Origin of the sequence: Salmonella sp. 741265073_HBA, assembly GCF_046569105.1 — a bacterium.
Taxonomy (GTDB): domain Bacteria; phylum Pseudomonadota; class Gammaproteobacteria; order Enterobacterales; family Enterobacteriaceae; genus Salmonella; species Salmonella enterica.
On the sequence record NZ_JBKFRY010000001.1, the window covers coordinates 392,155 to 405,469 of the forward strand.

Annotated in this window: 20 protein-coding genes; all 20 read left to right on the top strand. The window is 44.6% G+C overall.

All coding sequences use genetic code 11. The features are described from left to right. Positions 1–91 precede the first annotated feature (91 nt). The 20 genes from spiC to ssaL all read left to right on the top strand — a co-directional run bounded on the left by spiC (position 92) and on the right by ssaL (position 13,286). A complete protein-coding gene (gene spiC, locus ACLD3P_RS01980; protein ID WP_411006356.1) occupies positions 92–493 on the top strand; it encodes an SPI-2 type III secretion system protein SpiC in 402 nt (133 codons plus the stop codon). A gap of 1 nt (position 494) precedes the next feature. Beyond that, positions 495–1,988 (top strand): SPI-2 type III secretion system protein SpiA, encoded by a 1,494-nt coding sequence (gene spiA, locus ACLD3P_RS01985; protein WP_411006357.1) that lies wholly within the window; start codon positions 495–497, stop codon positions 1,986–1,988. Continuing rightward, complete coding sequence (ssaD, locus tag ACLD3P_RS01990; protein ID WP_411006358.1) at positions 1,969–3,180, top strand: SctD family type III secretion system inner membrane ring subunit SsaD; 1,212 nt, start codon at positions 1,969–1,971, stop codon at positions 3,178–3,180. The genes spiA and ssaD overlap by 20 nt, the downstream gene beginning before the upstream one ends. Before the next feature lie 7 nt (positions 3,181–3,187). Continuing rightward, the gene (ssaE, locus tag ACLD3P_RS01995) at positions 3,188–3,430 is read left to right on the top strand and encodes a YscE family type III secretion system co-chaperone SsaE (protein ID WP_000210202.1); all 243 of its coding nucleotides are present in this window, start codon (positions 3,188–3,190) and stop codon (positions 3,428–3,430) included. Positions 3,431–3,640: 210 nt separating this feature from the next. Further along, a complete protein-coding gene (sseA, locus tag ACLD3P_RS02000; protein ID WP_411006359.1) occupies positions 3,641–3,967 on the top strand; it encodes an SPI-2 type III secretion system chaperone SseA in 327 nt (108 codons plus the stop codon). A gap of 6 nt (positions 3,968–3,973) precedes the next feature. Beyond that, complete coding sequence (gene sseB / locus ACLD3P_RS02005) at positions 3,974–4,564, top strand: SPI-2 type III secretion system translocon protein SseB (protein WP_076935180.1); 591 nt, start codon at positions 3,974–3,976, stop codon at positions 4,562–4,564. Beyond that, positions 4,561–5,034 carry a SycD/LcrH family type III secretion system chaperone SscA gene (sscA, locus tag ACLD3P_RS02010; protein ID WP_220569225.1) on the top strand — a complete coding sequence of 158 codons (474 nt, stop codon included), beginning with the start codon at positions 4,561–4,563 and terminating at the stop codon, positions 5,032–5,034. The genes sseB and sscA overlap by 4 nt, the downstream gene beginning before the upstream one ends. 3 nt (positions 5,035–5,037) lie before the next feature. Then, positions 5,038–6,492, top strand: coding sequence for an SPI-2 type III secretion system translocon protein SseC (gene sseC / locus ACLD3P_RS02015; RefSeq protein WP_411006360.1), 1,455 nt, complete (start codon positions 5,038–5,040; stop codon positions 6,490–6,492). Between the two features lie 15 nt (positions 6,493–6,507). Further along, a complete protein-coding gene (gene sseD / locus ACLD3P_RS02020; protein ID WP_411006361.1) occupies positions 6,508–7,095 on the top strand; it encodes an SPI-2 type III secretion system translocon protein SseD in 588 nt (195 codons plus the stop codon). A 2-nt stretch (positions 7,096–7,097) separates the two neighbouring features. Further along, positions 7,098–7,514 carry an LcrR family type III secretion system chaperone SseE gene (gene sseE, locus ACLD3P_RS02025; RefSeq protein ID WP_000249606.1) on the top strand — a complete coding sequence of 139 codons (417 nt, stop codon included), beginning with the start codon at positions 7,098–7,100 and terminating at the stop codon, positions 7,512–7,514. A 51-nt stretch (positions 7,515–7,565) separates the two neighbouring features. Continuing rightward, positions 7,566–8,000 (top strand): SycD/LcrH family type III secretion system chaperone SscB, encoded by a 435-nt coding sequence (gene sscB, locus ACLD3P_RS02030; protein WP_000979963.1) that lies wholly within the window; start codon positions 7,566–7,568, stop codon positions 7,998–8,000. Between the two features lie 15 nt (positions 8,001–8,015). Then, a complete protein-coding gene (sseF, locus tag ACLD3P_RS02035; RefSeq protein ID WP_080203471.1) occupies positions 8,016–8,798 on the top strand; it encodes a type III secretion systems effector SseF in 783 nt (260 codons plus the stop codon). Beyond that, positions 8,795–9,484, top strand: coding sequence for a pathogenicity island 2 effector protein SseG (gene sseG, locus ACLD3P_RS02040; protein ID WP_000805835.1), 690 nt, complete (start codon positions 8,795–8,797; stop codon positions 9,482–9,484). The genes sseF and sseG overlap by 4 nt, the downstream gene beginning before the upstream one ends. Positions 9,485–9,577: 93 nt before the next feature. Further along, positions 9,578–9,793, top strand: coding sequence for a type III secretion system needle filament protein SsaG (ssaG, locus tag ACLD3P_RS02045; RefSeq protein WP_000350226.1), 216 nt, complete (start codon positions 9,578–9,580; stop codon positions 9,791–9,793). Continuing rightward, a complete protein-coding gene (locus ACLD3P_RS02050; protein WP_000444713.1) occupies positions 9,771–10,061 on the top strand; it encodes an EscG/YscG/SsaH family type III secretion system needle protein co-chaperone in 291 nt (96 codons plus the stop codon). The genes ssaG and ACLD3P_RS02050 overlap by 23 nt, the downstream gene beginning before the upstream one ends. A gap of 11 nt (positions 10,062–10,072) precedes the next feature. Continuing rightward, a complete protein-coding gene (gene ssaI, locus ACLD3P_RS02055) occupies positions 10,073–10,321 on the top strand; it encodes a SctI family type III secretion system inner rod subunit SsaI (protein WP_131046457.1) in 249 nt (82 codons plus the stop codon). Continuing rightward, positions 10,318–11,067 (top strand): SPI-2 type III secretion system apparatus lipoprotein SsaJ, encoded by a 750-nt coding sequence (gene ssaJ / locus ACLD3P_RS02060; protein WP_076935187.1) that lies wholly within the window; start codon positions 10,318–10,320, stop codon positions 11,065–11,067. The genes ssaI and ssaJ overlap by 4 nt, the downstream gene beginning before the upstream one ends. Positions 11,068–11,084: 17 nt before the next feature. Continuing rightward, a complete protein-coding gene (locus ACLD3P_RS02065; protein WP_023194624.1) occupies positions 11,085–11,633 on the top strand; it encodes a type III secretion system domain-containing protein in 549 nt (182 codons plus the stop codon). Then, positions 11,630–12,304, top strand: a complete 675-nt coding sequence (gene ssaK / locus ACLD3P_RS02070; RefSeq protein WP_411006362.1) for an SPI-2 type III secretion system apparatus protein SsaK — start codon at positions 11,630–11,632, stop codon at positions 12,302–12,304. The genes ACLD3P_RS02065 and ssaK overlap by 4 nt, the downstream gene beginning before the upstream one ends. Next, a complete protein-coding gene (gene ssaL / locus ACLD3P_RS02075) occupies positions 12,270–13,286 on the top strand; it encodes an SPI-2 type III secretion system apparatus protein SsaL (protein WP_411006363.1) in 1,017 nt (338 codons plus the stop codon). The genes ssaK and ssaL overlap by 35 nt, the downstream gene beginning before the upstream one ends. The last annotated feature ends 29 nt before the right edge of the window (positions 13,287–13,315 follow it).

The following is a 13,315-nucleotide window of genomic DNA, read 5'->3' on the forward strand; positions in this document are numbered from 1 at the left end:
GATATTGTACAAGAAGAGTATAGTCGAAATAAATGTGAATCAGGCTTTTTACGGATGTGGTTGTGAGCGAATTTGATAGAAACTCCCATTTATGTCTGAGGAGGGATTCATGCTGGCAGTTTTAAAAGGCATTCCATTAATTCAGGATATCAAGGCCGAAGGTAATAGCCGATCCTGGATAATGACTATTGATGGGCATCCTGCCAGAGGAGAAATTTTCTCAGAAGCATTTTCTATTTCTTTGTTCTTAAATGACCTGGAAAGCTTACCTAAGCCTTGTCTTGCCTATGTGACACTACTGCTTGCAGCACACCCGGATGCCCATGATTATGCTATACAGCTCACAGCGGATGGGGGATGGTTAAACGGTTATTATACCACAAGTAGTAGCTCTGAGCTTATTGCTATTGAGATAGAAAAACACCTGGCTTTAACTTGCATTTTAAAAAATGTAATACGCAATCACCATAAACTTTATTCGGGTGGGGTATAAAATGGTAGTAAATAAACATTTAATCTTAATTTTACTATTTATACTCAATACGGCAAAGAGTGATGAGTTATCATGGAAAGGTAATGACTTCACCCTTTATGCCAGACAAATGCCATTAGCAGAGGTTTTACATCTGCTCTCAGAGAACTATGATACGGCTATTACTATTAGCCCATTGATAACCGCTACATTTAGTGGGAAAATTCCGCCTGGACCACCGGTCGATATTTTGAATAACCTGGCAGCACAATATGATTTGCTTACCTGGTTTGATGGCAGCATGTTATATGTATATCCTGCATCGTTATTAAAACATCAGGTTATCACTTTCAATATTTTATCTACTGGACGGTTCATTCATTACTTACGCAGCCAGAATATCCTTTCATCACCGGGATGCGAGGTTAAAGAAATTACCGGTACCAGAGCTGTGGAGGTGAGCGGTGTTCCCAGTTGCCTGACTCGTATTAGTCAATTAGCTTCGGTGTTGGATAATGCGTTAATCAAACGAAAAGACAGTGCGGTGAGTGTAAGTATATACACGCTTAAGTATGCCACTGCGATGGATACCCAATACCAATATCGCGATCAGTCCGTCGTGGTTCCAGGGGTCGTGAGTGTATTGCGTGAGATGAGTAAAACCAGCGTACCGGCGTCATCGACGACCAATGGTTCACCCGCTACACAGGCATTGCCCATGTTTGCTGCCGACCCACGCCAGAATGCAGTGATCGTTCGTGATTATGCGGCCAATATGGCCGGGTATCGGAAACTCATCACAGAATTAGATCAACGCCAGCAGATGATAGAGATTTCGGTGAAAATTATCGATGTTAATGCTGGAGATATTAACCAGTTAGGCATCGACTGGGGAACGGCAGTGTCGCTGGGTGGCAAGAAAATTGCGTTCAATACAGGTTTGAATGACAGTGGTGCTAGCGGTTTTTCAACGGTAATCAGCGATACCTCAAACTTTATGGTGCGTTTGAATGCCCTGGAAAAAAGCTCTCAGGCTTATGTACTTTCCCAGCCATCTGTGGTGACTTTAAATAATATCCAGGCTGTGCTGGATAAAAATATTACTTTCTATACCAAACTGCAGGGAGAAAAAGTGGCTAAACTTGAATCCATCACTACGGGTTCTTTGTTGCGCGTTACACCTCGCTTGTTAAATGACAATGGCACGCAAAAAATAATGCTTAATCTTAATATTCAGGATGGACAACAAAGTGATACGCAAAGCGAAACAGATCCGCTACCCGAAGTGCAAAATTCTGAAATTGCTTCGCAAGCCACATTATTGGCCGGACAAAGTCTATTGCTGGGAGGGTTTAAACAAGGTAAACAAATCCACTCGCAAAACAAAATCCCTTTATTGGGCGATATTCCTGTCGTAGGTCATTTGTTTCGCAATGATACGACTCAAGTACATAGTGTAATCAGGCTTTTTTTGATTAAAGCCTCAGTAGTAAATAATGGCATATCTCATGGTTAATCCAAAGAGCTCCTGGAAAATACGTTTTTTAGGTCACGTTTTACAAGGCCGGGAAGTATGGCTGAATGAAGGTAACCTGTCACTGGGGGAGAAAGGATGCGATATTTGTATTCCGCTTACTATAAATGAAAAAATTATTCTGAGAGAACAGGCAGATAGTTTATTTGTTGATGCCGGGAAAGCCAGAGTTAAAGTTAACGGTCGCAGATTTAATCCAAATAAGCCGCTACCATCCAGTGGGGTTTTGCAGGTTGCGGGAGTGGCTATCGCGTTTGGTAAACAGGATTGTGAACTTGCTGATTATCAAATACCCGTTTCCAGATCAGGCTACTGGTGGTTGGCTGGCGTATTCTTGATTTTTATCGGTGGAATGGGGATCCTGTTAAGTATTAGTGGTCAGCCTGAAACGGTAAATGACTTACCTTTGCGGGTTAAGTTTTTATTAGACAAAAGCAATATTCATTATGTGCGGGCGCAATGGAAAGAAGATGGCAGCCTGCAGTTGTCCGGTTATTGCTCGTCAAGCGAACAGATGCAAAAGGTGAGAGCGACTCTCGAATCATGGGGGGTCATGTATCGGGATGGTGTAATCTGTGATGACTTATTGGTACGAGAAGTGCAGGATGTTTTGATAAAAATGGGTTACCCGCATGCTGAAGTATCCAGCGAAGGGCCGGGGAGCGTGTTAATTCATGATGATATACAAATGGATCAGCAATGGCGTAAGGTTCAACCATTACTTGCAGATATTCCCGGGTTATTGCACTGGCAGATTAGTCACTCTCATCAGTCTCAGGGGGATGATATTATTTCTGCGATAATAGAGAACGGTTTAGTGGGGCTTGTCAATGTTACGCCAATGCGGCGCTCTTTTGTTATCAGTGGTGTACTGGATGAATCTCATCAACGCATTTTGCAAGAAACGTTAGCAGCATTAAAGAAAAAGGATCCCGCTCTTTCTTTAATTTATCAGGATATTGCGCCTTCCCATGATGAAAGCAAGTATCTGCCTGCGCCAGTGGCTGGCTTTGTACAGAGTCGCCATGGTAATTACTTATTACTGACGAATAAAGAGCGTTTACGTGTAGGGGCATTGTTACCCAATGGGGGAGAAATTGTCCATCTGAGTGCCGATGTGGTAACGATTAAACATTATGATACTTTGATTAACTATCCATTAGATTTTAAGTGAGTGGAAAATGACAACTTTGACCCGGTTAGAAGATTTGCTGCTTCATTCGCGTGAAGAGGCCAAAGGCATAATTTTACAATTAAGGGCTGCCCGGAAACAGTTAGAAGAGAACAACGGCAAGTTACAGGATCCGCAGCAATATCAGCAAAACACCTTATTGCTTGAAGCGATCGAGCAGGCCGAAAATATCATCAACATTATTTATTATCGTTACCATAACAGCGCACTTGTAGTGAGTGAGCAAGAGTAAAGTAAAAATATCTTAGAGCCTATCCCACCAGGCGTTAATTGGCGCAGCCAGTTTGGACACGGATAGCGCGCAAAAACCGGAGCGTACACGTAGTACGTGAGGATTTTGAGCACTGCCCAGGTCCAAAATGGCAAGTAAAATAGCCCTAATGGGATAGTGGGATAGGCTCTTAGTTAGCACGTTAATTATCTATCGTGTATATGGAGGGGAATGATGATAAAGAAAAAGGCTGCGTTTAGTGAATATCGTGATTTAGAGCAAAGTTACATGCAGCTAAATCACAGTCTTAAAAAGTTTCACCAAATTCGGGCTAAGGTGAGTCAACAGCTTGCTGAAAGAGCAGTGAGCCCCAAAAAGAGCAGAGAGACAGAGAGTATTCTTCATAACCTATTTCCACAAGGCGTTGCCGGGGTTAACCAGGAGGCCGAGAAGGATTTAAAGAAAATAGTAAGTTTGTTTAAACAACTTGAAGTACGACTGAAACAACTGAATGCTCAAGCCCCGGTGGAGATACCGTCAGGAAAAACAAAAAGGTAAAGCATAATGTCTTCAGGAAACATCTTATGGGGAAGTCAAAACCCTATTGTGTTTAAAAATAGCTTCGGCGTCAGCAACGCTGATACCGGGAGTCAGGATGACTTATCCCAGCAAAATCCGTTTGCCGAAGGGTATGGTGTTTTGCTTATTCTTCTTATGGTTATTCAGGCTATCGCAAACGATAAATTTATTGAAGTCCAGAAGAACGCTGAACGTGCCAGAAATACCCAGGAAAAATCAAATGAGATGGATGAAGTGATTGCTAAAGCAGCCAAGGGAGATGCTAAAACCAAAGAGGAAGTGCCTGATGACGTAATTAAATACATGCGTGAACACGGTATACTCATCGATGGTCTGACCATTGATGAATATATGGCTAAATATGGCGATCATGGGAAGCTGGATAAAGGTGGTCTACAGGCGGTCAAAGCGGCTTTGGATAACGATGCCAACCGGAATACCGATCTTATGAGTCAGGGGCAGATAACAATTCAAAAAATGTCTCAGGAGCTTAACGCTGTCCTTACCCAACTGACAGGGCTTATCAGTAAGTGGGGGGAAATTTCCAGTATGATAGCGCAGAAAACGTACTCATGAAAAAAGACCCGACCCTACAACAGGCACATGAAACGATGCGGTTTTTCCGGCGTGGCGGCTCGCTGCGTATGTTGTTGGATGACGATGTTACACAGCCGCTTAATACTCTGTATCGCTATGCCATGCAGCTTATGGATGTAAAAGAGTTCGCCGGCGCAGCGCGACTTTTTCAATTACTGACGATATATGATGCCTGGTCATTTGACTACTGGTTTCGGTTAGGGGAATGCTGCCAGGCTCAAAAACATTGGGGGGAAGCGATATACGCCTATGGACGCGCGGCGCAGATTAAGCTCGATGCGCCGCAGGCGCCGTGGGCCGCAGCGGAATGCTACCTCGCGTGTGATAACGTTTGTTATGCAATAAAAGCGTTAAAGGCCGTGGTGCGTATTTGCGGCGAGGTCAGTGAACATCAAATCCTCCGACTGCGTGCAGAAAAGATGTTACAGCAACTTTCTGACAGGAGCTAAAAAATGAATCGAATTCCCAGTAATAGCGATAGCGCCGCGGGAGTAACCGCCTTAACACATCATCACTTAAGCAATGTCAGTTGCGTTTCCTCGGGTTCGCTGGGAAAGCGCCAGCATCGCGTGAATTCTACTTTTGGCGATGGCAACGCCGCGTGCCTGTTATCAGGGAAAATTAGTCTTCAGGAGGCAAGCAATGCGTTGAAGCAACTGCTTGATGCCGTACCCGGAAATCATAAGCGTCCATCATTGCCTGACTTTTTGCAGACCAATCCCGCGGTTTTATCAATGTTGATGACGACATTAATACTCAGCGTCTTTGGTAATAACGCTCAATCGTTATGCCAACAGCTTGAGCGGGCAACTGAGGTGCAAAATGCATTACGTGATAAGCAGGTAAAGGAGTATCAGGAGCAGATCCAGAAAGCGATAGAGCAGGAGGATAAAGCGCGTAAAGCGGGCATTTTTGGCGCTATTTTTGACTGGATTACCGGCATATTTGAAACTGTGATTGGCGCCTTAAAAGTTGTGGAGGGTTTTCTGTCCGGTAATCCCGCAGAAATGGCTAGCGGCGTAGCTTATATAGCCGCAGGTTGTGCAGGAATGGTTAAAGCCGGAGCCGAAACGGCAATGATGTGCGGTGCTGACCACGATACCTGTCAGGCAATTATTGACGTGACAAGTAAGATTCAATTTGGTTGTGAAGCCGTCGCGCTGGCACTGGATGTTTTCCAGATTGGCCGTGCTTTTATGGCGACGAGAGGTTTATCTGGCGCAGCTGCAAAAGTGCTTGACTCCGGTTTTGGCGAGGAAGTGGTTGAGCGTATGGTTGGTGCAGGGGAAGCAGAAATAGAGGAGTTGGCTGAAAAGTTTGGCGAAGAAGTGAGCGAAAGTTTTTCCAAACAATTTGAGCCGCTTGAACGTGAAATGGCTATGGCGAATGAGATGGCAGAGGAGTCTGCCGAGTTTTCTCGTGAGGTAGAAAATAATATGACGCGAAGCGCGGGAAAAAGCTTTACGAAAGAGGGGGTGAAAGCCATGGCAAAAGAAGCGGCAAAAGAAGCCCTGGAAAAATATGCGCAAGAAGGGGAAAAATTTCTGTTAAAAAATTTTCGTAAGAAAGTTCTCTGGAATATGTTCAAAAAAATCCTGTATGCCTTACTGAGGGATTGTTCATTTAAAGGCTTACAGGCTATCAGATGTGCAACCGAGGGCGCCAGTCAGACGAATACTGGCGTGATTAACGCAGAGAAAACGAAGCTCGAAAAGAAAATAGAGCAATTAATAACTCAGCAACGGTTTCTGGATTTCATAATGCAACAAACGGAAAACCAAAAAAAGATGGAACAAAAACGCTTAGAGGAGCTTTATAAGGGGAGCGGTACAGCGCTTAGAGATGTATTAGATACCATTGATCACTATAGTAGCGTTCAGGCGAGAATAGCTGGCTGTCGCGCTTAATCTGAGGATAAAAATATGGAAGCGAGTAATGTAGCACTGGTATTACCAGCGCCTTCCTTGGTAACGTCTTCTTCCACTCAATCTCCCTCCGGGGAGGGAATGGGTACTGAATCAATGCTTCTGTTATTTGATGATATCTGGATGAAGCTAATGGAGCTTGCCAAAAAGTTGCGCGATATCATGCGCAGCTATAACGTAGTAAAACAACGGCTGGGCTGGGAACTACAAGTCAATGTTTTACAGACGCAAATGAAAACAATTGATGAAGCGTTTAAAGCATCAATGATTACTGCGGGTGGCGCAATATTGTCGGGAGTGCTGACGATAGGATTAGGGGCTGTAGGCGGGGAAACCGGTCTTATAGCGGGTCAAGCCGTAGGCCACACAGCTGGGGGAGTCATGAGCCTGGGGTCCGGTGTAGCGCAACGTCAAAGTGATCAAGATAAAGCGATTGCCGACCTGCAACAAAATGGGACCCAATCTTATAATAAATCCCTGATGGAAATTATGGAGAAAGCAACTGAAATTATGCAGCAAATCATCGGCGTGGGGTCGTCACTGGTCACGGTTCTTGCTGAAATACTCCGGGCATTAACGAGGTAAACATGGTGCAAGAAATAGAGCAATGGTTGCGTCGGCATCAGGTGTTTACTGAGCCTGCATATTTAGGGGAGACCGCCATATTACTTGGGCAACAGTTTATATTATCGCCTTACCTGGTGATCTATCGTATTGAGGCAAAAGAAATGATTATTTGTGAGTTCAGGCGCCTGACGCCCGGGCAACCTCGACCACAGCAATTGTTTCACTTACTGGGACTTTTACGCGGGATATTTGTGCATCACCCGCAGTTAACATGTTTAAAGATGTTGATAATCACCGACGTTCTGGATGAAAAAAAAGCCATGCTACGCAGGAAATTATTGCGCATCCTGACAGTAATGGGAGCGACCTTTACACAGCTTGATGGCGATAACTGGACAGTTTTATCCGCCGAGCATCTTATCCAGCGACGTTTTTAAATAACCTTCCTGACGTAAATCATTATCACGTGAAAATAACAATCAATAGGTATGATGATGAAAGAAGATCAGAAAAATAAAATACCCGAAGACATTCTGAAACAGCTATTATCCGTTGATCCGGAAACCGTTTATGCCAGTGGTTACGCCTCATGGCAGGAGGGGGATTATTCGCGCGCCGTAATCGATTTTAGTTGGCTGGTGATGGCCCAGCCATGGAGTTGGCGTGCCCATATTGCATTAGCTGGCACCTGGATGATGCTTAAAGAATACACGACGGCCATTAATTTCTATGGACATGCCTTGATGCTGGATGCCAGCCATCCAGAGCCGGTTTACCAAACGGGCGTCTGTCTCAAAATGATGGGGGAACCCGGGTTGGCGAGAGAGGCTTTTCAAACCGCAATCAAGATGAGTTATGCGGATGCCTCATGGAGTGAGATTCGCCAGAATGCGCAAATAATGGTTGATACTCTTATTGCTTAAATAACAGAACGAAATATGAAAATTCATATTCCGTCAGCGGCAAGTAATATAGTCGATGGTAATAGTCCTCCTTCCGATATACAAGCGAAGGAGGTATCGTTTCCTCCTCCTGAAATTCCAGCCCCAGGTACCCCCGCAGCCCCGGTGCTGCTTACGCCTGAACAAATAAGGCAGCAGAGGGATTATGCTATACATTTTATGCAATACACTATTCGTGCGCTGGGTGCGACAGTCGTGTTTGGGTTATCGGTTGCTGCAGCGGTAATTTCTGGCGGGGCAGGATTACCCATTGCTATTCTTGCGGGGGCGGCGCTCGTGATTGCTATTGGGGATGCTTGCTGTGCGTATCATAATTATCAATTGATATGTCAGCAAAAGAAGCCGTTACAAACCGCCAGTGATAGCGTTGCTCTTGTGGTCAGTGCGCTGGCCTTAAAATGTGGGGCAAGTCTTAACTGCGCTAACACCCTTGCTAATTGTCTTTCTTTATTAATACGTTCAGGAATCGCTATTTCTATGTTGGTTTTACCCCTACAGTTTCCACTGCCCGCGGCTGAAAATATAGCGGCCTCTTTGGACATGGGGAGTGTAATTACCTCCGTTAGCCTGACGGCGATAGGTGCGGTACTGGATTATTGCCTTGCCCGCCCCTCTGGCGACGATCAGGAAAATTCTGTTGATGAACTTCATGCCGATCCCAGTGTGTTATTGGCGGAACAAATGGCATCGCTCTGTCAATCTGCTACTGCACCTGCATTAATGGACAGTTCTGGTCATACATCTCGGGGAGAACCATGAAACCTGTTAGCCCAAATGCTCAGGTAGCAGGGCAACGTCCTGTTAACGCGCCTGAGGAATCACCTCCATGTCCCTCATTGCCACATCCGGAAACCAATATGGAGAGTGGTAGAATAGGTCCTCAACAAGGAAAAGAGCGGTTATTGGCCGGACTTGCGAAACGAGTGATAGAGTGTTTTCCAAAAGAAATTTTTAGTTGGCAAACGGTTATTTTGGGCGGACAGATTTTATGCTGTTCCGCTGGAATAGCATTAACAGTGCTAAGTGGTGGAGGCGCACCGCTCGTAGCCCTGGCAGGGATTGGCCTTGCTATTGCCATCGCGGATGTCGCCTGTCTTATCTACCATCATAAACATCATTTGCCTATGGCTCACGACAGTATAGGCAATGCCGTTTTTTATATTGCTAATTGTTTCGCCAATCAACGCAAAAGTATGGCGATTGCTAAAGCCGTCTCCCTGGGCGGTAGATTAGCCTTAACCGCGACGGTAATGACGCATTCATACTGGAGTGGTAGTTTGGGATTACAGCCTCATTTATTAGAGCGTCTTAATGATATTACCTATGGACTAATGAGTTTTACTCGCTTCGGTATGGATGGGATGGCAATGACCGGTATGCAGGTCAGCAGCCCATTATATCGTTTGCTGGCTCAGGTGACGCCAGAACAACGTGCGCCGGAGTAATCGTTTTCAGGTATATACCGGATGTTCATTGCTTTCAAAATTTTGCTATGTTGCCAGTATCCTTACGATGTATTTATTTTAAGGAAAAGCATTATGGATATTGCACAATTAGTGGATATGCTCTCCCACATGGCGCACCAGGCAGGCCAGGCCATTAATGACAAAATGAATGGTAATGATTTGCTCAACCCAGAATCGATGATTAAAGCGCAATTTGCCTTACAGCAGTATTCTACATTTATTAATTACGAAAGTTCACTGATCAAAATGATCAAGGATATGCTTAGTGGAATCATTGCTAAAATCTGAAGTTATTAGCGACGATGTTCGACGGTTGCTGCTGGAAATCATGTTTGCGGGCGTTAACCATAGCCTGATTTCCCAGGTACATGCGATGTTACCAGCGCTAACGGTTATTGTTCCGGATAAAAAATTACAGTTGGTATGTCTGGCATTATTGTTGGCGGGTTTAAATGAGCCGCTAAAAGCCGCGAAAATTTTATCGGATATTGATTTGCCAGAGGCTATGGCGCTGCGTCTGTTATTTCCTGCACCAAATGAGGGGTTTGAAAATTGAATATTTCTGATATGAGCACAGTGCCTGTAAGCACTCAATCTTATGTAAAGTCCTCTGCAGAACCGAGCCAGGAGCAAATTAATTTTTTTGAACAATTGCTGAAAGATGATGCATCCACCAGTAGCGCCAGTGCTTTATTACCGCAGGTTATGTTGACCAGACAAATGGATTATATGCAGTTAACGGTAGGCGTCGATTATCTTGCCAGAATATCAGGCGCAGCATCGCAAGCGCTTAATAAGCTGGATAGCATGACATGAAGGTTCATCGTATAGTATTTCTCACTGTCCTCGCGCTCTTTCTTACGGCATGTGATGTGGATCTTTATCGCTCATTGCCAGAAGATGAGGCGAATCAAATGCTGGCATTACTTATGCAGCATCATATTGATGCGGAAAAAAAACAGGAAGAGGACGGTGTTACCTTACGTGTCGAGCAGTCGCAGTTTATTAATGCGGTTGAGCTACTTAGACTTAACGGTTATCCGCATCGGCAGTTTACAACGGCGGATAAGATGTTTCCGGCTAATCAGTTAGTGGTATCACCCCAGGAAGAACAGCAGAAGATTAATTTTTTAAAAGAACAAAGAATTGAAGGAATGCTGAGTCAGATGGAGGGCGTGATTAATGCAAAAGTGACCATTGCGCTACCGACTTATGATGAGGGAAGTAACGCTTCTCCGAGCTCAGTTGCCGTATTTATAAAATATTCACCTCAGGTCAATATGGAGGCCTTTCGGGTAAAAATTAAAGATTTAATAGAGATGTCAATCCCTGGGTTGCAATACAGTAAGATTAGTATCTTGATGCAGCCTGCTGAATTCAGAATGGTACCTGATGTACCCGCGAGACAAACATTCTGGATTATGGACGTGATCAACGCCAATAAAGGGAAGGTGGAGAAGTGGTTGATGAAATACCCTTATCAGTTGATGTTATCGTTGACAGGACTGTTATTAGGAGTGGGCATCCTGATCGGCTATTTTTGCCTGAGACGCCGTTTTTGAGCCGACCTGATCCCGAGGTGTTGCAACTTTATCGTTATTTCTGGCAACCTGCTCGTTACGCTGTACCGGAATGGCTGGATAAGCTGGGTTTTCATCCTTCAAACTGCTGGCGTTATGGCGATCGGCCCGAATTGGATCGTCTTCTTGACAGAGCGTTAAATAGACTAAGGGGAAGCTCTGTTATTCCAGCCTGTTTAAATGACAGGCAAAAACGGCAGGTTCGTCTTGCGCCGCGTATATCGGCATTTGCCTTTGGGCTGGGATTATTCAAACTCAGGTGTAGTGACTATTTTATGCTACCAGAGTATCGGCAATTGCTTCTACAGTGGTTTAGCGAGGATGAGATCTGGCAGCTATATGGTTGGTTGGGGCAAAAAGATGGCAAATTACTTCCTCCGCAAGTGATGCAACAAACTGCATTGCAGATCGGTACCGCCATTCTTAATCGGGAAGCGCATGACGATGCGGTTTTACATGCGCTATTAGTATTATTACCCCCTCCGCAGCGTATACTTTGGCCGAAGACTTCTCTTACCGAGATTATCTTCATGGAGCATTTGCTATGAGTTTTACTTCACTTCCTCTGACGGAAATTAACCATAAGCTACCCGCTCGAAATATTATTGAGTCACCGTGGATAACATTACAATTAACTTTATTTGCACAAGAACAACAAGCTAAGAGAGTTTCACATGCTATTGTGAGCTCCGCTTACCGTAAGGCTGAAAAAATCATCCGAGACGCCTATCGTTATCAGCGTGAACAGAAAGTTGAGCTGCAACAAGAACTAGCGTGGTTGCGTAAAAATACGCTGGAAAAAATGGAAGTGGAATGGCTGGAACAGCATGTAAAACATTTACAAGAAGATGAAAATCAATTTCGTTCATTGGTCGATCAAGCAGCGCATCATATTAAAAATAGTATAGAACAGGTTCTGTTGGCCTGGTTCGACCAACAGTCGGTAGATAGTGTTATGTGCCATCGTCTGGCACGCCAGGCCACGGCTATGGCGGAAGAGGGAGCGCTTTATTTGCGTATTCATCCTGAAAAAGAGGCATTGATGCGTGAAACTTTTGGCAAGCGGTTTACGTTGATTATCGAGCCTGGTTTCTCTCCCGATCAGGCTGAACTTTCCTCAACACGATATGCCGTTGAATTTTCACTTTCTCGTCATTTCAACGCGTTACTGAAATGGTTACGTAATGGTGAAGATAAAAGAGGTAGCGATGAATATTAAAATTAATGAGATAAAAATGACGCCCCCTACAGCATTTACCCCTGGTCAGGTTATAGAGGAACAAGAGGTTATTTCGCCTTCAATGTTAGCTCTCCAGGAGTTACAGGAAACGACGGGGGCAGCGTTCTATGAGACGATGGAAGAAATAGGAATGGCGCTGAGTGGTAAACTGCGCGAAAGTTATAAATTCACGGATGCTGAGAAACTGGAGCGCAGACAGCAGGCTTTGCTGCGTTTGATAAAACAAATACAGGAGGATAATGGGGCAACGTTGCGTCCGCTTACTGAAGAGAATAGTGATCCTGATTTACAGAATGCGTATCAAATTATCGCTCTTGCAATGGCGCTTACTGCCGGCGGGTTGTCAAAAAAGAAAAAACGCGATTTGCAATCGCAACTGGATACGCTTACAGCGGAGGAGGGATGGGAACTTGCCGTTTTTAGTTTACTGGAACTTGGCGAAGTGGATACCGCTACGCTGTCCTCGCTGAAGCGTTTTATGCAACAGGCGATAGACAACGATGAAATGCCCTTATCGCAGTGGTTCAGACGCGTGGCAGACTGGCCGGATCGCTGTGAGCGGGTCCGTATTTTGCTAAGAGCAATAGCCTTTGAACTTAGCATATGCATCGAACCCTCGGAGCAAAGTCGTTTGGCCGCAGCATTAGTACGTTTGCGTCGTTTGTTGTTATTCCTTGGCCTTGAAAAAGAGTGCCAGCGTGAGGAGTGGATTTGCCAGTTGCCGCCTAATACATTACTGCCGCTACTACTCGATATCATTTGTGAGCGCTGGCTTTTCAGTGATTGGTTGCTTGATAGACTTACCGCTATAGTTTCTTCATCGAAGATGTTCAATCGGTTACTCCAACAACTTGATGCGCAGTTTATGTTGATACCTGATAACTGTTTTAACGACGAAGATCAACGTGAACAAATTCTCGAAACGCTTCGTGAAGTAAAGGTAAATCAGGTTTTATTCTGATACCTGGCTTTCAATATTTAGGTAAATTG